Source organism: Panacagrimonas sp. (assembly GCF_965216805.1).
Lineage (GTDB): Bacteria > Pseudomonadota > Gammaproteobacteria > Nevskiales > Nevskiaceae > Panacagrimonas.
Genome location: NZ_CBDCGN010000003.1, coordinates 1020918 through 1041176 on the forward strand (window position 1 = coordinate 1020918; position 20259 = coordinate 1041176).

18 protein-coding genes and 2 pseudogenes are annotated in these 20259 nt (G+C 63.1%); 6 read left to right on the forward strand and 14 right to left on the reverse strand.

Annotated elements, in window-relative coordinates; translation table 11 throughout:
• Positions 1-2 precede the first annotated feature (2 nt).
• Positions 3-1325: a hypothetical protein gene (locus tag ACOOHP_RS17700; RefSeq protein WP_420467810.1), complete on the reverse strand. Its 1323-nt coding sequence runs from the start codon at positions 1323-1325 to the stop codon at positions 3-5.
• A 456-nt stretch (positions 1326-1781) separates the two neighbouring features.
• Here ACOOHP_RS17700 and ACOOHP_RS17705 point away from each other — a divergent pair, with 456 nt between their 5' ends.
• Genes ACOOHP_RS17705 through ACOOHP_RS17715 form a run of 3 tightly spaced genes read left to right on the forward strand, consistent with a single transcriptional unit; the run spans position 1782 to position 5789 of the window.
• On the forward strand, positions 1782-2180 hold the full coding sequence (locus ACOOHP_RS17705) for a phage integrase N-terminal SAM-like domain-containing protein (protein WP_420467811.1): 399 nt from the start codon (positions 1782-1784) through the stop codon (positions 2178-2180).
• Positions 2065-2307 (forward strand): tyrosine-type recombinase/integrase, encoded by a 243-nt coding sequence (locus tag ACOOHP_RS17710; protein ID WP_420468780.1) that lies wholly within the window; start codon positions 2065-2067, stop codon positions 2305-2307. Before ACOOHP_RS17705 ends, ACOOHP_RS17710 begins: the two co-directional genes overlap by 116 nt.
• A 26-nt stretch (positions 2308-2333) precedes the next feature.
• A complete protein-coding gene (locus ACOOHP_RS17715; RefSeq protein WP_420467812.1) occupies positions 2334-5789 on the forward strand; it encodes a UvrD-helicase domain-containing protein in 3456 nt (1151 codons plus the stop codon).
• Positions 5790-5893: 104 nt separating this feature from the next.
• On the opposite strand, the gene ACOOHP_RS17720 is transcribed toward ACOOHP_RS17715, so the two are convergent.
• The 6 genes and pseudogenes from ACOOHP_RS17720 to ACOOHP_RS17745 form a co-directional block, all read right to left on the reverse strand.
• A complete protein-coding gene (locus ACOOHP_RS17720) occupies positions 5894-6127 on the reverse strand; it encodes a hypothetical protein (protein WP_420467813.1) in 234 nt (77 codons plus the stop codon).
• Positions 6128-6175: 48 nt separating this feature from the next.
• Entirely contained in the window at positions 6176-6430 is a 255-nt protein-coding gene (locus tag ACOOHP_RS17725) for a DUF3565 domain-containing protein (RefSeq protein WP_420467814.1), read from the reverse strand.
• Positions 6431-6481: 51 nt separating this feature from the next.
• Positions 6482-6553 (reverse strand): annotated as a pseudogene (locus ACOOHP_RS17730) (DUF3565 domain-containing protein); the annotation flags it as partial.
• A gap of 69 nt (positions 6554-6622) precedes the next feature.
• Positions 6623-7027, reverse strand: coding sequence for a SirB2 family protein (locus tag ACOOHP_RS17735; RefSeq protein ID WP_420467815.1), 405 nt, complete (start codon positions 7025-7027; stop codon positions 6623-6625).
• A 1-nt stretch (position 7028) separates the two neighbouring features.
• Positions 7029-8264, reverse strand: a complete 1236-nt coding sequence (locus ACOOHP_RS17740; RefSeq protein WP_420467816.1) for an NnrS family protein — start codon at positions 8262-8264, stop codon at positions 7029-7031.
• 2 nt (positions 8265-8266) lie between these two features.
• Positions 8267-10588: a nitric-oxide reductase large subunit gene (locus ACOOHP_RS17745; protein WP_420467817.1), complete on the reverse strand. Its 2322-nt coding sequence runs from the start codon at positions 10586-10588 to the stop codon at positions 8267-8269.
• A gap of 274 nt (positions 10589-10862) precedes the next feature.
• Between ACOOHP_RS17745 and ACOOHP_RS17750 the strand changes: the two are divergent.
• Positions 10863-11237, forward strand: a pseudogene (locus tag ACOOHP_RS17750) (HPP family protein); the annotation flags it as partial.
• 659 nt (positions 11238-11896) lie between these two features.
• On the opposite strand, the gene ACOOHP_RS17755 reads toward ACOOHP_RS17750, so the two are convergent.
• A complete protein-coding gene (locus ACOOHP_RS17755; RefSeq protein WP_420467818.1) occupies positions 11897-12478 on the reverse strand; it encodes a TetR/AcrR family transcriptional regulator in 582 nt (193 codons plus the stop codon).
• 204 nt (positions 12479-12682) lie between these two features.
• Between ACOOHP_RS17755 and ACOOHP_RS17760 the strand changes: the two genes are divergently transcribed.
• Together ACOOHP_RS17760 and ACOOHP_RS17765 are read left to right on the forward strand one after the other, a co-directional pair.
• Complete coding sequence (locus tag ACOOHP_RS17760; protein WP_420467819.1) at positions 12683-13945, forward strand: OmpP1/FadL family transporter; 1263 nt, start codon at positions 12683-12685, stop codon at positions 13943-13945.
• Between the two features lie 285 nt (positions 13946-14230).
• Entirely contained in the window at positions 14231-14656 is a 426-nt protein-coding gene (locus tag ACOOHP_RS17765) for a GFA family protein (protein ID WP_420467820.1), read from the forward strand.
• A gap of 250 nt (positions 14657-14906) precedes the next feature.
• On the opposite strand, the gene ACOOHP_RS17770 is transcribed toward ACOOHP_RS17765, so the two are convergent.
• The 6 genes from ACOOHP_RS17770 to ACOOHP_RS17795 form a co-directional block, all read right to left on the reverse strand.
• Complete coding sequence (locus ACOOHP_RS17770) at positions 14907-15506, reverse strand: RNA polymerase sigma factor (protein WP_420467821.1); 600 nt, start codon at positions 15504-15506, stop codon at positions 14907-14909.
• A 13-nt stretch (positions 15507-15519) separates the two neighbouring features.
• Positions 15520-15873: a carboxymuconolactone decarboxylase family protein gene (locus ACOOHP_RS17775; protein WP_420467822.1), complete on the reverse strand. Its 354-nt coding sequence runs from the start codon at positions 15871-15873 to the stop codon at positions 15520-15522.
• A gap of 616 nt (positions 15874-16489) precedes the next feature.
• Positions 16490-17452, reverse strand: coding sequence for an IS5 family transposase (locus ACOOHP_RS17780; RefSeq protein WP_420464632.1), 963 nt, complete (start codon positions 17450-17452; stop codon positions 16490-16492).
• Positions 17453-17526: 74 nt separating this feature from the next.
• A complete protein-coding gene (locus ACOOHP_RS17785) occupies positions 17527-18090 on the reverse strand; it encodes a DUF4124 domain-containing protein (RefSeq protein ID WP_420467823.1) in 564 nt (187 codons plus the stop codon).
• 171 nt (positions 18091-18261) lie between these two features.
• Positions 18262-19353, reverse strand: coding sequence for a cell division protein ZapE (gene zapE, locus ACOOHP_RS17790; RefSeq protein ID WP_420467824.1), 1092 nt, complete (start codon positions 19351-19353; stop codon positions 18262-18264).
• Positions 19350-20090 carry a lysophospholipid acyltransferase family protein gene (locus ACOOHP_RS17795; RefSeq protein WP_420467825.1) on the reverse strand — a complete coding sequence of 247 codons (741 nt, stop codon included), beginning with the start codon at positions 20088-20090 and terminating at the stop codon, positions 19350-19352. The genes zapE and ACOOHP_RS17795 overlap by 4 nt, the downstream gene beginning before the upstream one ends.
• Positions 20091-20259 lie beyond the last annotated feature (169 nt).

Genomic DNA, 20259 nt, shown 5'->3' on the forward strand with positions numbered 1-20259 from the left:
TGCTAGGCCTCGGCCTCATCCTGGCTACCATCTCCCGGCTGCGGGTCTTGAGATGGAAGTTCCTTCTTAGAATATTGGTAATCATCCGCGAGGTAGCCTTTTAAATGGGCGCGTAAAAGATCCATTTTTAGATGTGTGCGGTGCTCGTAGCGCGCGGCGTCATCAAGCGATAAACCATCTTCAGATGCGTCGGACACGTCCTTGGCGACAATGCTAATTTTTGTGAGGTTCAACCTCTGCTCATTGATTCGGATTATCTCAGCGATGAATACTCTGGCAAGTTTATAACTTGAGGCGATCAGCGCGGCACAGACCAAAACGTATGGGAAGCGCGCAACCAAGACCTCCCATATGGATATGGTCTGGGGTAGATTCTCCAGGTGACTGAGTTCTGAGGCCTTCGAAAAAAGATCAACGGTCACCAGGCCAATTACGATGATAGGGATGGCGGCGAGAAATGAGTATCTTCTAATGCTTGATGCGCCCTGAGAGACGAAGCCGCTAATTTCTGTCGGAAACATGTTGATATTTTCTTTCAGCTCTCGTAGCTGGGCCTCGGCCTTGGCGATTACTGTCGAAAGCTGTTTCCGTTCTTCCGTTTTCTGTTCAATTGACGAGGAAGCGGACTCTATGCGGGCGGAAAACTCAGAAAGCTCTTGCTTTTTCGATCCTACGGCCCGATCCGTTGTCGCCAAATTTTCCTGCGCAGATTCGAGCTGGCTTTCGACCTGCGACTTGTTGTCATCGAGTTGGGTGATTGACTCCGTCAATTCAGCGATCTTCTGATTCAGACCCTCAACCTCGGCCTCCTTGGCAGTTACTGCTTCAAGGCGCTCTCTACATTTCTCAAGTGCTGATTGGCGGAGGTTCTCGACAGCACCAACCTGTTTAGCGACGTCGGAAAACTCGGACGATCTCAACCCCTCGATTTGGACCGAAGTAAGTAGCTGGTCACCCAGATATTTTCTGGGCGGCTCAATCGAGAACTTTGTAATGAACCGGTTTACTCGAACGCTCCACGCGTTGTTCGCGTTAGCGACTTGAACTTTGGCCTTGTCTCCATAGGGGTAGTAAGTGCAATTGAAGTTGGCCTTGTTGCCGTCCGCGTAATCTCGCGTACTGATCTGGATCCTAGATACGAACTGTAGCTCTTTGAACTCGAACTCATATGTTCGGTGCCGCCCTTTGACATGGTTCTCCTCGCTAGTGTTGCCTACTAGCTTCGTCGTCTTACGGCCGCGATGATCTAGAAAGGAAATGTTGATTTCGTGAGGCGCCGAGGTTTTCAGCGTCTCGAGTTCACCGATGTCACTATCAACGCTCATTTGTTCTCCCTAGGGGCCTAACGCCAACGCATCGAGTTAAGCGGCATTGCGCAGCCCACACCCTCAAGTGCCGAACACTCCCAAAGCGCAATGTCCGCTTCAACGAGTTGTTGGAGGTGCTTGGCATCCCGCTCTTTCAAATCATCACTCCCCAAAACAGCGCCGGCCTGGATGAATTCGACGCGGCGTCACCGAAGCGGCTTTTGACGTCGGCATCAAGCTCGCTTATGCCGCGCCAAAAGCCGCTTCGGTAATAGCACGCCACGCAAGACCTCATACAGACCGTCGCCTCGTGGCATAAAACGAGATTCACTCGCAGCCCAAGCAACGCCAACGCCTGATTAGACGACAGACCAAGTCGGATAAACCAGACGACATGTCTGATAACACCAAGGCTGGATGCGCAAGTGTTCGAACGATACATCTTTCATGCCTTGTCTCCTGAGTTATGACGCAATGAACGGGGCAGATATTAAAGCGCCGCGCTTGCTCGATCAGGTCCGTGATCGGCTGCGAACCCGCCACTACAGGCTGCGTGCCGAGCGGACTTATGTCGACGGGATTAGACGCCTCATCCTGTTACGCGACAAGCGACATCCGCGTGACTTGGGCGGGCCAGAGGCGGGGCGGTTTCTGACGCATCTCGCGACAGACCGGAATTTTGCAGTCAGCGTAGAACCAAGTGCCGGCGACTCTGCTCTTCCATTTCCGGGAGGTTCAGCGACTGGACGTGAGCTGGATGCAGGACGGAATGCAGGTTCAGCGTCACGTGCGCCAGGTGGCACCGCACGCCGGTGTTGCCAAGTCGGTGTCGCTGCAGGAGTTGCAAAACTCCTTTGCCACGCATCTGCTTGAAGGCACCTACCGCATCGGGACCGTCCAGGAACTGCTCGGCCGGGCGGGCGTGCGCGCCACCATGATCTTCACCCACGTGCACAGCCGCGCTGGCCTCGGGGTGCGCAGTCTGCTGGATGCGCTCTGAGCCCATGCGGCGATAATCGCCGCGCCATGTCTGCTCCTTCCTCCGACCTGTCCGACGCCCCTGAACGCGACGCCGCGCTGGACCTCGACGGACATGCGCTGGTCACGGCGCCGGCCGGGTCGGGCAAGACCGGGCTGCTGGTGCAGCGCCTGCTGGCGGCATTGGCGGTGGTGGAGGAGCCCGAGCAGGTGGTGGCCATCACCTTCACCAACAAGGCGGCGGCGGAGATTCGCGCGCGGGTGTTGCAGGCCCTGAGTGCGGCGGTGGCAGCGCCGGTTGCGGATGACGATGTGCTCGATACGCACGACCGGGCGGTGCGGCAGCGCGCGCGTGCGGTGCTGGCGCGCGATGTCGTGCGCGGCTGGCAGTTGCTGCAACAGCCGGCGCGGCTGTCGGCCACCACTATCGACGCGTTCTGCATGCAAACGGCGGCGCAGTTGCCTTTGTTGTCCGGCCTCGGTGGCACCCTGGCGATCAGCGAGGACGCGCGCGGCCTGTATCGCGAGGCGTTGCTGCGCTTGTTCGAGGAGATCGAGGACGCCTCGGTGCCGGAAGCGGACCGTGCGGCGATGGCCCGGGTGCTGCGCCTGAGCGGCAACCGGCTGGACCGCCTGATCGAGCCCTTGTCCGAATTGTTGGGTCGGCGCGAGCAGTGGCTGGGTGCCGCGGCGACGGTGCCAGCGGATGCGGCGGAAGATTTTTGGCGGGAGCAGGACCGGCTGGCGCTAGAGCGTCTGATCCTGCCGGCCTTGCAGGCGTTTGAATCCGCGCTGCCGGCGGCGGATCGCGAGGCGCTGGTGGAGCTGCTGCGCGAAGGCGCGGGCCAGCACGACCTGCTGGCCTGGGCCGCAGAGCTGCACGACTGGCCGTCAGCACAGGCTGCGAATCTGGACACGCTGCGCCGCCTGGCGTCCTGCCTGCTTACCAGCAATGGCGAGCTGCGCAAGTCCGGCGGCGTCAACGTCAAGACCGGTTTTTTGGCCAGACAGCCTTACACGCTGCGCTTCAAGGCGCTGCTCGACGGCTGGGCCGGCGATGCCGAATTGCAAGCCCTAGCCGCCGCCGTGCGCGAGCTACCCGACGCCTGTCTGCACCCGGAGCTGGTGGCGCTGCGCGGTGCGTGGCTGCGTGTGCTGCGACGTCTGGCCGGGCATCTCAAGCTGGTGTTTGCGGACCACCAGCAAGCGGATTTTCCGGAACTGGCGATGTGTGCCCTGCAGGCCCTGCGTGCCACCGATACGAATGTGGGCGATGCGCTGCTGGCCACCGACGCGCGCATCCGCCATCTGCTGGTCGACGAGATGCAGGACACCAGCGAAGCGCAGCTCGACCTGCTGCGGCATCTGACCGCGAGCTGGACGCCGGGTGACGGCCGCTCGCTGTTCCTGGTGGGCGACCCGCAGCAGAGCATCTACGCCTTTCGCAAGGCCGAGGTGCGGTTGTTTCTGGACCTGTGGAACACGCGCCGGCTGGGTGCGTTGGACCTGGTGCCGCTGCGCTTGTCCGCGAATTTTCGCAGCGACCCGCGCATGGTGGCCGACTTCAATACCGCGTTCGGGCAGATCTTCCCGACCCGGCTGGACGTGCTGCGCGGCGCGGTGCCTTTCACCGCCAGTACCTCGCAACGCGAGCCGATGGCCGATGCCGCCGGGCTGGACGTGCAGGTCTTCGATGACCGCGAAGCCGAGGCCGATGCGGTGGCAGCGCGCGCCATCACGTTCGCCAACGGCGGCCGTTCGGTGGTGGTACTGGCACGTGCGCGCAATCACCTGGAACCGGTGATCCGTGCGCTGCGCGAGCGCGGGCATCTGCCGGCCTGCCAGGACATCGACCCGCTCGCCGCCGTGCCCGAGGTGCGCGATGTGCTCGCCCTGGCCCTGGCCTTGTGGCATCCGCAGGATCGCCTGCACTGGGCGGTGCTGCTGCGCGCGCCGTTCGTGGGTTTGAGCTGGGCCGATCTGGTGAACCTGTCGCGCGGTCGCGTGCGCGAACCCTGGCCAGCGCGCATCGTGCAGGCGCTGGCCGACCCGCAAGGCTTGTCTGACGAAGGTCGCGTACGTCTGCAGCGATTGCACGATGCGCTCGAAGCCAGCGGCCGCTCACGCAGCCAGCGGGCGGCACTGGCCGATCGCACCGAGGCGGTGTGGCGCCGCCTGCACGGGCCGCTGTGCTGCACGCGCGCAGGCCTCGATGACGTGCGCCAGGCGCTGCTGTGCCTGCGCGAGGAAGCCCGCGGCGGTGGTGTGCGCGACCTGGCGCGTCTGCGTCGACGGCTCACCGAGCTGTATGCCGCGCCGCGCGCCGGTCAGGTGCAGCTGATGACCGTGCACAAGTCCAAGGGCCTGGAGTTCGACCACGTGCTGCTGGTCGGCTGCAACCGCAAGCCGCGCAATGAGGACCAGCCCTGGCTGCACCTGTTCGACGTCGAAGGCCCGCGCCTGCTGCTGCCCAGGCCGGACGAAGCCTGGCCCGAAGATCATCCCGCGCATCGCAGTTACCAGGCGGTGCAGGCGCTGCATGTCGCCGGCCGCCGCAGCGAAGCCCTGCGCCTGCTGTACGTGGCCATCACCCGCGCGCGTCGTACCGCGACGGTTACCGTGGCGGTGGAGCGCGACAGGCAGACCGGCGCGCTGCAGCCGTATGCGGCGCAGAGCTTTGCGCAGGCGCTGCTGCCGGTGATCGATCCGGTGGTGCAGGCCCATGTCGCCGCCACGCCCGCGCTGCCGGCAGCGCAACCACCGCCCGCGCCAATGGCGCAAACCGCAGCGGTCGTCGTGGCCAACCCGCCGCCGCGTGCCTGGCGCCTGCGGCTGGACGCACGACCCCCGGCCGAAGCCCCGCGCTACCGCCCGCCCGAGCTGCGCACCCTGCGCCCCAGCGAAGCGCTGCTCGGCGATCAGGCCGAGCCGTCCGCGGCGCGCGTGGACGAAATCGAAGACGTCTACGCCCAACTCGTCGGCACGCTCTATCACGAGGCCATGCAGCGCATCGCCGCCGAAGGTCTGGCGGCGTGGTCCGATGGCGGCGCCCGGCACCGCGGCTCCATGGCCGCCGGCCTACGCCGCCGCGGCATGCCCGAGCCCATGGTCGACCTCGCCGTCGCCCGCGTGATCGAACTGCTGAACAAAACCCTGGATTCCGAAGACGGCCGCTGGCTGCTGTCACCCAAACCCTGGGCGCGTAGCGAATACCCGCTGGCCGGCCGCAGCGATGGCCGCTGGATCTCCGCCGTCATCGACCGCTGCTTCGAAGACGACGACGGCACGCTGTGGGTGGTGGACTACAAGACCAGCGCCAGGCCCGTGGCAGCAGAGCGGCTGGCGCGCTACCTGGAAGAAGGGGGAACTCGGTACCGCGAACAGGTGGCCCGCTACGCCGATCTGCTGGCGCAGCTCAAACCAGGCCGACAGATGCGTGCCGCGCTGTACTTCGCCGAGGCCGGGCAATTGGCGAGTGTCGTCACGAGTGCGGTCGATCAATAGATCGTTGCGGCGGGTGACTTTGCGGGGGTCGAGTTGTGTCGGTGACGACCGGCATGTAAGTGCCACTTACTGCCGGTCGCGAACGTCTGGTTAAAGGCGCAGACTCAGGGCCGCGATAGCGCGCGCTTGCGCACTGCCTTATCTGGTGAATGTCTCCGTGATCGTTTTGAAGCAATGGCGGCCGAAGCCCGCAGAGCCGGGGGATGCTCCAGCAACGCGTGCATGATCGCCGCGATCTCCGCACGCACCGCCGAGATTGCCTTGCCTTCCGCTTGCTGGAAGGCATAGGCGCCCCGTCGCGAGGAGTTAATAATCGGCATGAGTTGAATGCGGCTCATCCAATGCATTCGAGGGGTCCAGCCACCCACGCACAGCAATACTGCTTCCTACTGACATCTATCCGGCGGCGCTCGTTCCGCACACTTCACGCAAGATAGCTTCTCTCCCAAGGCATTGTTCCTTCCCTCGACGGTCGTCACCCAAGGCCGGTTAAACCAGGGCGGGCTATGACGCACATGTTGGTTGTGGCCACATTCAAGTTGCGCGACCCAGTGCGATTCCGCATCTTGGTGAAATTCGACGATCTTGCGCTCTATACCATTCATTGGGTCTACTTGTTCTTCGAAGTTTCTGGCAACCATTTAAGTTGTAGTGATAGCTGGCGGAGCTGTCCACAAAATGGATCTCAGAAACTAGAACCATGGCGGGCTGCGACGCACCAGCTGATTGTGTCCACACTCGAGACGTGTAGCCCGGTGCAATTCCGCGTCTCGATGAGGCCAACGATCTTGCGTTCCGAGCCCTTCACGTGGTCTCTTCGCTTCCGGTGCGTATCATCCGAACCAGGAATGCAGAGCGCCAAGGGGATGGTGCGCGCGCGCGACGCTTACCATGACGCCGTAAGTGAGCAGAGCGAATACGAAACTCAACCGTTGGGCATTCGGCCTGGCCGCCCGCTTAAGGGCGAATGATCCGAGAACGATGTAGGCGACCAGCAGGATCAATTTGACCGTAAGCCAGCCGTTCGAGAACACTGCCGCGGGCAGAAGCGAAACCAGCATGAGCGCCGCCGTGAGCAGCACAGTATCGATCGTATAGCTGCGGTATCGCACAGGCATTGCCAGTGCCAACCCCTGCTTGCTGCTGAGCACCATCAGCCCGCGCAGAAAAAACAAACTCCCGCTGATCAGCACGGCGACGATGTGAACAAACTTGATCTGGGAGTAGTACTCGATCATCTCAACCCGGTTTTCCGTCTGCGCGGGGTGCCAGATAGGTTTTGCCCAGCCACAGAATCCAGGGCCCAAGTCCCAGAAGCCAGCCACCGGCGGCCAGTGCGTACCAAAGCAGCCTATCCGGAAGCACTTCGGCGACGATGCGGGTGATCACCACGATCTGGATTGCGACGAACGCGAAGGAAGCGATGGTGGGGAGAAAGAGCGGACGCCCAGAATGGCCCTGGGTGACGCGGGTCACCATGGCGATCAGAACACTTCCGAAGAATCCGATATACAGCGCGTGGGCTGGCGCCTTGCCCAGTTCATACATGCCGCTCACCAAGTACCAAACGCTCTGGGCGGAGTAAAGCGCGAATGTCACGGGTAGCCATGCCAAGCCGATGAACAGAGTCGTCAGCAATGGCGGCGACGTTTGTCGTTCCACAGCACGTGGCCACCAGCGCCAGCATAGATACATCGTGAGCAGTGACATCGGGACATCGACCATCCACAACCAGCCATAGGCCTGGACGAGTTCCAGCGCGAGATGGGCAATACACACTAGCCAGAAGGCCGAAAGCAACCAGAGTGGCCGCCAGGAAGCATAGCCAGCCATAACGTTGCCGGCGAAGAACGGAAACATCCGATGCGCGACCGTGAGATAGACCGGCAGTAGTAAGCCGAATGTGCCGAGTTTGATGCTGGCGAGGAGCCACCAGGACGAAGCACCTGCCAGGTAGGCACCGAACATGCCGAGGCCAAGCAGGGCGACGACCAGCGCGGCAAAGCACGACCTGGCGTGCCAGGTGATACCTTGTTCGCGCCAGAGATGGGGGGCCAAGGCAGTCAAACCCGCGATCCAGCCCGCTGCTGTCAGCGCCCAGCCAAGGTATAACGCTGGGGCCACGCCCATTGCACCCATCAAAGTCGCAATCTGTCCGCCGAACAGGCCGATGCCGACCGGCAGATAGTGCCTGCACGACAACTCGGGAAGACTCATCCAGCGCGGAAAGACCGTGAGCAGAAAGCCGAACATGAAGCTCGGCAGCATCTGGTACTGCATGACAAAGGCATGCAGCCAGCCTGCGGGCACACGCGGCTGCGGCATCCAGGGTGTCGAACTGCTCGCCGAGATCAACCATGCAGTCCACCACGCCATGGCAAGCAGCACGTTCGTCGCGCCGACGAAGAACAGCAGCCTGTGCGGCGCATCCCCGAGGCGGCGCAGCGACAGCGGGTCAGCCTCAGACTCCACCATCGCTATGTTTTTCGAGTATCGCCGCCGGCAATGGGTTCAGGTGTCGGTGCGATCCACAGACGGACCACAAACCATGCGAGCGCCAGCGCACCAATACTGAAGATGGTATCGCCGGGAACACGCATCCACACCAGCACTTCCACAATCGGTTGTCCCATGAACTCAGCCGAGCGCGCGTATGCATAGCCATGCTCGATGGCTGCCAGCAACTGCATCGTGCCCAGTGGCAACAAGGTCAACAGCGCCATCAGCACCAGACCGATGTTCAGTGCCCAGAAGGACGTTCCCAGCAACTTGGTGTTCCAGACCATCTGGCCACGCAAACCGCGCAGGCAGAACAGGACCAGCGCGATCCCAAGCATGCCGTACACGCCAAAGAGCGCCGTGTGACCGTGCAAGGGCGTGAGATTGAGGCCCTGCATGTAGTACAGCGACAGCGGCGGATTGATCAGGAAGCCGAACAGTCCGGCACCGACCAGATTCCAGAACGACACGGCAAGGAAGAACATTACCGGCCAGCGGTAACGCTCCATCCACGGCGCGGCCTGCCTCAGTCTCCAAGTGTGGTACGCCTCGAAACCGATATAGGCAAGCGGAACGACTTCCAGCGCGCTGAAGCTGGCGCCCAGCGCCACAACGCCAATAGGCGTTCCGACGAAATAAAGGTGATGCAGCGTGCCCAGAACGCCGCCGGCCATGAAGATGATCGTGGCGAACAGGACGGCTATCGTCGCGGAACTGGCCTTCACGAGCCCAAGCCGCGTAAAGATCAGCGCCATGACGGCGGCGGCAAAGACTTCGAAGAAGCCTTCGACCCACAGATGTACCAGCCACCAGCGCCAGTACTCCACTTCGGAAATATGGGTGTGCTCGTTCCACATCAGCGCCGAACCAAAGAACAAGCCGATCGCGACGGTCGACAGAAATAACAGTGCCGTGATGGAACGCGTTTCAGTGGTGGGGCCACGTAGCACCGGCCACAGTGCGCGGCCGACGAGCACCAGCCACAGCAGCAGACCGATGAACAGATACCACTGCCAGAAGCGGCCCATGTCCGCGTACTCCCAGCCTTGATGGCCGAACCAGAAGTTGTAGTCGAGCCCGAGCTTTTGCGTGACGGCCAGCCATTGGCCGGCAAATGAGCCCACGACAATGATCAGCAGCGAGACAAACAGAAAGTTCACGCCCAGACGTTGGAAGCGCGGCTCATGACCCGATAGTGCAGGCGCGATATAGAGCCCGGTTCCGAGCCATGCAGTGGCAATCCAAAGAACAGCGAGCTGCGTGTGCCAAGTGCGCGTGATGGAGTAGGGCAGATACTCGGCGAGCGGGAATCCGTATGCCTCCTGCCCCTCTACCTGATAGTGCGCAGTAATCGCTCCGAGCAAAATCTGGACGAGGAACAGTGCCAATACGACCCAGAAGTATTTTGCAGTCGCTCGCATCGACGGCGTGATGCGCAGGAGTGCGAAGGGGTCGGATGCCGGAATGGCTGGACTATTTTCCTCCCGCCCATGCGAAACGGCGTAATGCCATCCAAGCAATGCGATGCCAGCGAGCAAGAACAGTACGCTGAATGCAGACCACACCCACAGCGCAGGCGGTGGCCGGTTGCCCACCAGCGGTTCGGCGGGCCAGTTGTTGGTATACGTCACCTTCTGCGGCTGGACACCCTCGCGTTCCGGGACCAGCGTCTCACCGGCGGTGCCGAGGCGCTCCGTGGTCGCGGCCCAGGCGGTCCACCAGAAGAATGCTGAAAGTGCGCGGCGGCCTTCGGGAGTGCTGACGGTGTTGTCCCGCATCGCATACTGCTCGCGCAGCTCGGCGGTATCAGCATCGACCCCGAACAGACTCTCGTAGTGCGCGCTGACCTCGCGGATTGCAGCGACGCGATCCGCATCGAGCGTGATCGTCGCCGTGGCAGGATCGTAGGTGTTGCGGCGTATCGATGCTTCGAGGCGGCCGCGCAAAGGCGCCTGTTCTTCCAGTGGTAGACCCATGTACTGGGATCCAGCGGATTGCTGTGCCCATGCGTTCAACACAGCCAATGCTTCGCGATGCAGCCAATCGGCGCTCCAATCCGGCGCGACATAGGCACCGTGTCCCCAGATCGAACCCAGCTGCATACCGCCGAAGGACTGCCAGACCTGCCGTCCACGCTCAATGTCGGCGCGCGTGTAAACCACATCGCCATTTTCGCCGACAACTCGCTCCGGCATTGGCGGTGCAGCGCGAAAGATTTCACCACCGGCCCAAAGAAGCACACTAAATGAAACAACCAGCAATGAGATCAAACCAAACCACAGCTTCTTCGAGTCGTTCACGGTGTCCTCCCTGGATCGGGATCCTCAGCCGGGTCAGAGCATGCTACTCCCTTTTGATATCCCTCTTGGCTTCATAGTAACCAGTTACACAGGCACTAAACCTCCGGCTGCTCTGCCATCTCACCTTCATCGTCGACCTCAATGCCTCGGTAGCAAGCCGCAGCGGAATTTATTGGCCCACAAGCTGTGCCGCTCATGAGTATTGATGCCTCGCTAACACCGTCCGCTTTCGGGCGATGAATTCGTCCATCCGGACTTCCGCTTTGGGCTAACTCAGGCGCCCGCTGCTCAGCCCCGCACCTCGCTAGGCGGGCACTTGATTGGAGCTGCGTGCGGTATCGCTTGCGTGCAGGTCTTGGGAAGTTCGAACGCCAGCGCGGCAATTGCGGTCATGCTCAGCCTCGCACTGATGTTGTGGACCCGCACCGTTCATCCTCCTGCTGGCGCCAACCCGCTGATCATGGTGGCGGCCGGCGCGACGTGGACAGCGCTGTGGAACCCCATGCTTCCGGGCGTTCTCTGTCTGATGGGGGTCGCATTCGTGTGGAGCAGACTCTATCCAGGCTTGGTGCACTATCCGGTGTCGTTTCGGACGCCGTCGCCGCCAAGCTTGAACTGGGGTGGCTGGCCGTCCTCTGAGGAGCGTTGAGTCGGCAGCTTCCTTTAATGGTCGGGCGCGTCGCGGCACGACGTTCCAAAAGAATCGCAGGACTTCGATCGGTGTCTCCGATGTTGGACTGCAGGCTTCGCGGGCGATGATCGTCTTGATGATCTGCTCGTTGCCCCGCACTGCGCTGTCGAATAAGTTGCCGCACGTTATTCGCGAGCAGCCGACGTGCGATCGATGCTGAGCAGCTTCCCACCCTCAAACGATCGTATTCGGCTACTTCACCGCAAGGGGATCACAGCTTCACGGGCCAGGGCGGCATGCCGGGCCATGCCCCGGTACGCTCGGGTTCTGATTCCTCAAAAGTACCGGGGAGTTTTTGCGCGGTCGGCGGGCGCCGTCCGAATGCGAAAACCAGGCCGCTTTGAGGCGGTCTTGCAATGTGGTGAATGATCGCGGCGGGCTGATTAGCAGCGGCCGCTCAAGTGCCGGGAGTGAGTCTTCACGAAAGTCTGCTTCGGAGTCCCCTGGTCGCGGAGCTCGACTGTCGGCTCCGGTGCCAAAAGCGGCCGTCCGACGCGTCGGCATTCTCGCCCCCAAGCACCTGCAGCCATCTGAACCTCTCGCAGTCGGTCAGACAGATGCGGGTGCGGTGCCTCCATCGTCTGCATGCCCGAAGTGAAAGCAGGCACCGTCGTCCTTCAATCAAGAACATGCAGCGCCATCCGAACGATGTCGTCGAGTTCGTCGGGCCCTGGGTTGGTCTTGCACGAAACCATCAGGCCCGAAATCGTGTTGAGCAGGAATCTTCCCGCCGACCGAGGATCGGCGCCATTGCTGATCGCACCGCTGGCCTGGCCATTGGCGAAGGCTCGCGCAAGGGCATCTTCGGTTTGCTTGCGCGCGAGAAGCAGAATCTCCCGCAGCTCCGGGTCCTGCATGGCGATCTCCGTCATCGAGTTGCTGATCAAGCAACCTTGACGACCCCTTGGGCTGGTCATGTAGGCCAGGAGCTGGGCGAAGGTCTTCTCGATTTCGGCACGCCCCGCGGCGTCCGTCGCCAGCGGGGACAGTAGGCCGTCCATCCCGGTGGCTGCATACCGTTGAACGGCGCGGATCAAGACTTCTCTCTTGGTGCCGAAGGCGTTGTAAAAGCTGCCTCTGCAGATCCGCATGACCTTGAGCAGTTCGGGCAGCGTCGAGGTTTCGTAGCCCTTGCGCCAGAACAGGCGCATGGCTCGTTGGACCGCCATCTGTTCATCGAACTCACGGGCACGTGACACGGACGCTCTCCAAATGAACTGCCCCCTAGGAATCGTCGAAGTTTAGGGTCGACGCAAAACTGGGAACGTCGAGGGGTGACCGACGGCCGCATAGACCAAGTCGTCCGTGCTTTATAGACCAATTGGTTTACTTCATCTAGACCATGTAGTCTAATTGACGGGCAGACCGCTGGCCGGCTACGCCACGCCCCTTTCAATGACCGGATGAAAATCATGACGATGGCTTCGCAGCGCCTGTGGTGGCTGTCCCTCATGTGCGTGAGTTTGCCCAGCTACGCCACGATGGGCGCCTTCGCCGGTGGCAATGGCATCAAGTCACTGGGCATGGGGGGCGTCTCCTACAGCGTTGCGGCGGAGACCACGGCGCTGAGCGGAAACCCGGCACATGCACTGGGTCTGGGCAGCCGCTACGACGTCGGATCCGATTTCTTCTACGCGCGTGCGAATGCCACGATCTCGGGAAATGCCATCGCGGAAGACAGCACTAGCAATTCCGACGGGCGGAGCTACTACATGATTCCGCAGGCGGGCTTCACTCGGCGACTGAATGAGAGATGGGCCTTCGGGATGACCATCCTCAGCGCGGGCATCGGCCCGGACTACGACGGTAGTCCTTTTGCTCGCTTCGGCGGCAATCCGGATCGAGCGAGTCTTCAGCTTGCGTCGAGCAGCCTGGACAGCGTGCTCGCCTACCGCTTCAGTCCTTCCGTGGATGTCGGGGTGAGCCTCAACTCCGGGTATCAGGTTTTCTCGGCCAAGGGGCTCGAGTTTCTGGACAACGCCATGGTGTCTTCGTCGCCAGGGGATGTGACCAACCAAGGCAAGGACGGCGTGTTCACGCTCGGCGCTTCGGCGGGTGTCCTGTGGCGAATCAATTCGTGGCTGACCGCAGGCGCCTCCTACCGAAGCAAGAACCACAATGGGAAGCACAAGGACTATCGTGGGTTGATCGCGGGCGGTGGAAGGCTGGAGCTGCCTGCCATCTACGGCGGCGGCATTTCGGTCCAGGCATCACCCAGGACCACGATTGCCATCGAGGCGCAGCGCTACGAGTATCGAAAAGAGGATGCGTTTGGCAACGGCCTGGATCGTCTGGAAGCGGGTGTGCCGCTGGGGGCACCAAATGGCGCAGGATTCGGTTTCGATAATCAAAACGTCTACAAGCTTGGAGTTTCGTTCGATGTGTCGTCGAGGCTGACCGTCCGCGGCGGCTACATCTACGGAACCAACGTGGTGACCGAGCAGAACACCTTGTTCGCATTCCTGGGGCCGGTGACGTTGCAGGAGCAATACAGCGTCGGCGCCACCCAGCACTGGGGTCATTGGGAACTCAGTGCCTACGGCAACCTTTCACCGCGCAGGACGGTGCGAGGAAAGGATTCGATCCCAGACGGGTTCGGTGGGGGAGAGGCGGATATCGAGAATAAGGTCTATGGAGCCGGCTTCTCCGTGGGCAGGCGTTTTTAGAAACTCCGAGAATCGCAATCGAGGCCGGTTTAGACGGCCGGTCAGTTGCGGTTGCTGATGGCCGCTCCGGGCTGCACCCCGACGGTCGAGTAGCGCCTGAACTCGTCGACGCTGGCTCGGGGCCGATCCGCAATTCTCGGTTCTGTCGCACGCGTGTCGGACCAATCGGTATGATCGGGCGCAGTGGTGGCTTCACCCGGGCCAGGCCGACACATTGTCCTACCCGGCGATTCCAAGTCGGCGGCGCGGCCAGGGACAGAATCCGATCAACCGAGGAGAGCGACAGTGAGCGAACATAGAGGCAGTTGTTTCTGCGGCGCGGTGCAGTTCACGGTGACCGGCGAGCCGGCTGCAATGGGCTATTGCCACTGCGAGTCCTGCCGGCACTGGTCTGCGGGGCCGGTCAACGCTTTCAGCCTGTGGCAGCCCGACTCGCTGAAGGTCACGAAGGGCGCGGACAACATCGGGACTTACAACAAGACGCCGGTCAGCTACCGCAAGTGGTGCAAGACCTGCGGCGGCCATGTCTTCAGCGACCACCCGCCGATGGGCTTGGTCGACGTGTACGCGGCGGTGATCCCGACGTTGAGTTTCCAGCCGGCCGTGCACGTCAATTACGCCGAGAAGGTGCTCAGCGTTAAGGACGGCCTGCCGAAAATGAAAGACTTCCCGGCCGAGATGGGCGGTTCGGGCGAGACCCTGCCCGACTAAAGATCGAATCGCCAGCGGATCGGGTCGCGCGTACTGCGCGAGTCGATCCGTGCGGCGAAATTTCTGAGGCGTCGGAGGCGCGGGGCCGCTTCCAGTGTGTTTCTTGGCGCAGCGATGAACACAGCGCTGATCTTGAGTGATCGCTTGCTGGGTGGTCGACGAGCGTGCTGATCGTCCTCTCGGCGCCGCATCGCTACCACCACTGAGTCGGCAGGCGCCGCCGCAACATCCAGGCGTAGACCCGCGGACATCACCGCGCACCGACTGTCGGCTGCTCAGCTCTTTCCGAAGCGTCCTGCTTCTGGTCACAGCGGAACACCGCGTCGGGGTCGCGGTAGAAGGTGCACCGCCCGGCAAGCGCCTGCTTCAGATGCCGGCGCGCGCGATGAATCCGGATCTTGGCCGCGGCCAGGGAACACTCGCTGACCTCTGCGACCTGTTGGGCGCTCAGGCCTTGCAGGTCGCGCAGGATCAGGGCGGCACGATAGCGGTCCGGCAGGGTGTCGATGGCGTGTCGGATGCATGCGCCCATCTCGTCGATGACCAGGCGCTCGTCGATGCTGCCGGTGGGGTCGGCGACGGCCTCGGCTTCTTCCAGTTCCACCGTCCGCGGTTGCCGCTGCGGGTGACGCAGATAGTCCGCTGCAACCCGGCTGGCGATGGAGAACGCCCAGGTCTTGGTGGAGGCGCGGCCCTCGAAACCAGCCATTCCCCTGCTCATGCGGATCAGGGTTTCCTGCAGCAGATCCTCGGCGGTGCCGATGTCGCCGACGTAGCGGACCAGGTAGTCGAGTACGGGCTGCGAGACCTGGCGCACCGCGGCTTCGAACGGAACTTGGGCCGGCGACATGGAATTGACCGGCTCAGCAGCAGCCAGTTTTCTGCGCGGTACCCGGGGCGCAGCCGGCCGCTGCCGCCGAGACCGTCGCATCCTGGCCTCGCCCGGTCGGCTTGTCGTCCGGCGCGCAGCAACCGGCAGCCTCTTCGGCGGATTCGGACGCCGGTGTGCCGAGCAGTTCGGTGCCGCGGACCAGCGCGCGTCGCGCGGGAACCTGCCGGATGTTGTCCGCAAGATGGAGTGCCGCGCGGATCTGGTCGTCACTCAGGCCGGCGGCGCGCGCCATCGGCAGGTGATGCTCGATGCAGGGAATGCAGTTGCTGCCCAGGGCGGCCCCCAGGCCGACCAGAGCGCGGTCGCGGGCAGAGAGATCGGTCATGAAAGGACTCCGGTGTCGTAATGGCGGTGTGGCCCTGACTTGGACGCAAATTCCGGCGCCGGAGATACATCTTGCGTTACGCCAGCGCTGGCTGAACCTGTCGAAGCGGCTACCGAGATTGTGGCAGCGGTCGTACCAGGAGCGAATGGCTGCGATGGGGTGATCGGAAGTTTGCACGTGCCGATGCCCGGAGCCGCCGAAATTGCGGCCGCGGATTGCGCTTGGCAACGCAGCTCGGCCACCCGTTGCTTGCCCTCTCCCGCTTGCGAGAGAGGGTGGCGCGAAGCGGTTGGGTCCCAGCGCAGGAGTGCCGTTGAGGCAGTCCTGCGTAAACCCAACCGGGGTGAGGGCCGCTCAGCCAGGTGCAGCGGCGTCGGCGAGGCCCTCACCCCCGGCCCCTCTCCCGCTTGCGGGAGAGGGGGGCACGCAATGCGGCCGGGGTCAGGTGGGTTGCCGATCGAGAATTCGCTCGAATCGAAAAATGCGCTAAGGATTCTCTGATTTACCTGGTGACTGGCGCCCCAAGCCGATAAGAAATCCGAATTATGGGTGCTTGGATCGCCTCGGATGCCTCGTTTCTTGGCCTTTCGGCCTCAATCGCTGTGCAGCAGGCGGATTACGCCTGCTGCAGCTTCATCAATTGAGCGCGCGCCAGGTACAGGTTGGCCAGCGCGCAGGTCACCTGCAGCCGGTGCAGGTTCTTCGCCAGACCGCGGTAGCGGACCTTGGTAAAACCGAAGCGCAGCTTGATCACCGCAAAGACGTGCTCGACCTTGGCGCGCACCTTGGACTTGGTCCGGTTCTTCGCCCGCTCTGATTCGTCGATGACGCCCTTGAGACGGTAGCGCCGGTTGGTGAAATCCAGCGCCTGCGGGGCCTTCTCACGAATGACGCTGCCCTGACCGCGATACGCCTGATCACCCCACACCCGCGTCTCCTGGCCGTGCAGCAGTTCCGGCAATACCCGGCAGTCGGCCACGTTCGCCGCCGTGGCTTGTACCGAATGAATCAGCCGGGTCCGGCTGTCGACACCCACGTGCGCCTTCATGCCGAAGTACCACTGGTTGCCTTTCTTGGTCTGGTGCATCTCGGGATCGCGCTGCTGTTGCTGATTCTTGGTCGAACTCGGCGCGCCAATGATCGTGGCATCCACGATCGTCCCTTTGCTGATCTTGAAGCCCTGCTCCTGAAGGTAGCGCTGGACCTGGTCAAACAGCGGCTTGCCCAGGGTGTTGCGCTCCAGCAGGTGGCGGAACTTGCAGATCGTGGTTTCGTCCGGCGGCGCCTCCAGGCCCAGGTCAATCCCCGCAAAACGGCGCATCGACGCCGAGTCGTACAAGGCCTCCTCGGCCGCCGGGTCCGACAGATCGAACCACTGCTGCAGAAAGTAGATCCGCAGCATCCGCTCCAGTGCTATCGGTGGCCGTCCGCCGCTGCCGGTATCCTTGAAGTAATACGGCTCGATCACCTCGCACAGCGAGGACCACGGCATCACCGAGTCCATCTGCTCCAGGAAGCGCGCCCGCTTGGTCGTGCGCGCGTACTTCTCAAATCCACTGCCCAGGCTCTGTTGCTTCATCAAAGTCATCCGTCTGTCCGTTCCAGATTGAAACGCAAACAGCGTGCAACTTCGAGAGGTAAATCAGAGAATCCCTAATGATCGTCGTCGCGCCCTACGCCTGCCCGTGACGACCCTGCGGGCGAAGTCGCAGGCGGACGCGGTGCGATCTGGCGGATGGTCGGCGGTGCGGGTACGTAACCGCCGCCGGCGCGCGCGCGGGCGGTATCGGGACGCAGGTGATCGCGGTCGCCGCGAAAGTCGGGGTCGCGCCGGTTCCGATCGCGACCGCGGTCGCGGTCACGATGGCGGTCCCGATAGATCGGATACGGGAACGCTGCCGGATAGACCGGCTGTGCTTCCCAGGCGGGCTCGGACAGGGTGATGCGGGTGTCGGCGGCGGCGGGCATGGTGACCCCGATGTGCTGCTCGCGAATTTCTTCGCGCATCAGCAGCGCGCCCTGCGTCTGCTCGCGGGACGCAGTCGAATCAATGGTGGTGAGGTTGCCGGCCAGCGGATCGAAGCGGGTGGTCTGCTGGCCGGCTGCGCAGGGGCGGTCTTGATACAGCCTGCGGCCTTCCGCGTCCGTGCATTGGTAGACCTGCGCCTGGGCGGCGAAAGTTGCGCTCAGCATCGCGATGAGGCTCAGGACACGCATGGCGGGTTGCGACCTCTTCCTCCCCGATCCGGTGGGCGGGGCGCCGTGCCGGTGCGTTTGAGGCAGCGTCGTGAGGGGGAAGTTCCGGCGCGCTTCCAGCGTAGTGCGCGGGCGCGCGCAGCGATAGTGGGTGAGCGCACCTGTCCCCGGACGCGGGCTTCGCGCCTGCGCTCAGGCCAGATGCGGTTTGGCCAGATACTCCTGCGACTGCATTTCCTGCAGGCGCGACTGCGTGCGGCGAAACTCGAACTGCAGGCGCTTGCCGGTGTAGAGCTGCTCCTGCGGCACGTCGGCGGCCAGCAGCAGCTTGACGCCGCGGTCGTAGAACTCGTCGACCAGGTTGATGAAGCGCCGCGCGGGGTCTTCGCGCTCCACGGTGAGCTGCGGAATCCTGGAGATCAGCACCGTGTGGTACTCGCGGGCCAGCTCGATGTAGTCGGCGGCGGAACGCGGGCCGTCGCAGACCTCGTTGAACTCGAACCAGACCACGCCATCGGCCAGGCGACGCGCGTGCAGGGTGCGGCCGTCGATTTCCACCTTGACGTGGGCACAGCCGGGTTCCGGTGCAATGTCCTCGAAGGCGTTTTCGAAGAGCTCGTCGGCGCGTGGGTCGTTGGGCCAGTGATACAGCTCGGCACGGGTCAGCGCACGCAGGCGGTAGTCGGTGCCGCCGTCCACGTTCAGGACCCGCACATGGGCCTTGAGCATGTCGATGGCCGGCAGGAAGTTGGCGCGCTGCAGGCCGTTGGGATAGAGCTGGTCGGGCTCGCAATTGCTGGTGGCCACCAGGGTCACGCCGCGTGCGAACAGGCCCTTGAACAGGCGTCCCAGGATCATGGCGTCGGCAATGTCCGACACATAGAACTCGTCGAAGCACAGCACCCGCACCTGCGAGGCGATCTCGGCGGCCACCATGCGCAACGGATCGCGCGAATCCGGATATCGTCGGCGTCTGGCGTGGACGTCGAGCAGAAAGCGGTGGAAGTGCGTGCGCTGTTTGTGTTCGGGCGGCAGCGCGTCGAAGAACGCGTCCATCAGATGCGTCTTTCCGCGACCCACGCCGCCCCACAGATACAGGCCGGCCACCGGCGGCCAGATCAGGCTGCGGCGCATCAGGCGTCTTTTCGGTGGGTTGGCCTCCAAGGTCTCGAAAACCTGTTGCAGGGCTTCGACCGCCGCGGCCTGCGCTTGATCGGCGACAAAGCCCGGGCGCGCGAGGTCGGCTTGATAACGTTGGTGGGGCGAAAGCGCAGGGCCGCTCACAACAGGTCTCCGTTGGGCTCGGGCGCGGCGTGGCGGTCAGGCTCGCCGCAGCGCAAAAGTACCGCGCTACGGGCGGCATCGCGCAAGGCGGCGGCGTCGGTGCTGGCCGCAATCGGCGGTCCCACCTCGACTTCGATCCGGCTCCAGCGCAAGCCGCGCCGGTGGCCGCCAAAGAAATCCCGCGTGCCACGGATACCCACCGGCACCACCGGCACCCCCGCGCGGGCGGCGATCAGGAACGCTCCTTTCTTGAACGGCAGCAGGCCCGGGTCGGGCTCGAAAGTGCCTTCGGCAAACACCGCCAGCGACTCGCCTTCCTGCACGCGGCGGATCAGTTGGCGGGTCTGCGCGGCGCCGTCGCGGGCCGAACTGCGATTGACGAAGCTGCAACCCATGCGTCGCAGGACCAGACCCACGTAAGGCCAGCGGCCGGCACCATCCTGGACCACAAACGTGTAGCGTTCCGGGAGGGCGGCGGTGAGGACCAGCCCGTCCATGTAGCTCGCGTGATTGGCCACAGCCAGGCAGGCGCCGGCGGGAAGATGCTGCAGACCCCGCACCCGCAGCGGGATGCCGATGCTCAGCAGGCCCAGGCGCACGCCGCCACGGCCGATGCGGCGGCGCAGGCTCAACGTGGGGGCGAGCAGGATCAGCGGACAGACCACGCCGAAGACGATCAGGCCCAGCACCGGCGCAGCGAAGACGCCATACAGGCGTTGCAGCAGGGGGACCCACATCGGCGAGGCGTCGGAAGAGATGACCTGAACGGCCGATATTATCGGCAATGACTGCCGTTCCGGGGCAGCGCGTCGGCGGTTGCCGACCCTGGCCGGGGCCCGTAGCTGGTTTCCCGTGCCCCGCTTGCGAAGCGCGGCGGGCTCAGGGCAGGACGACGAGGGTCACCAG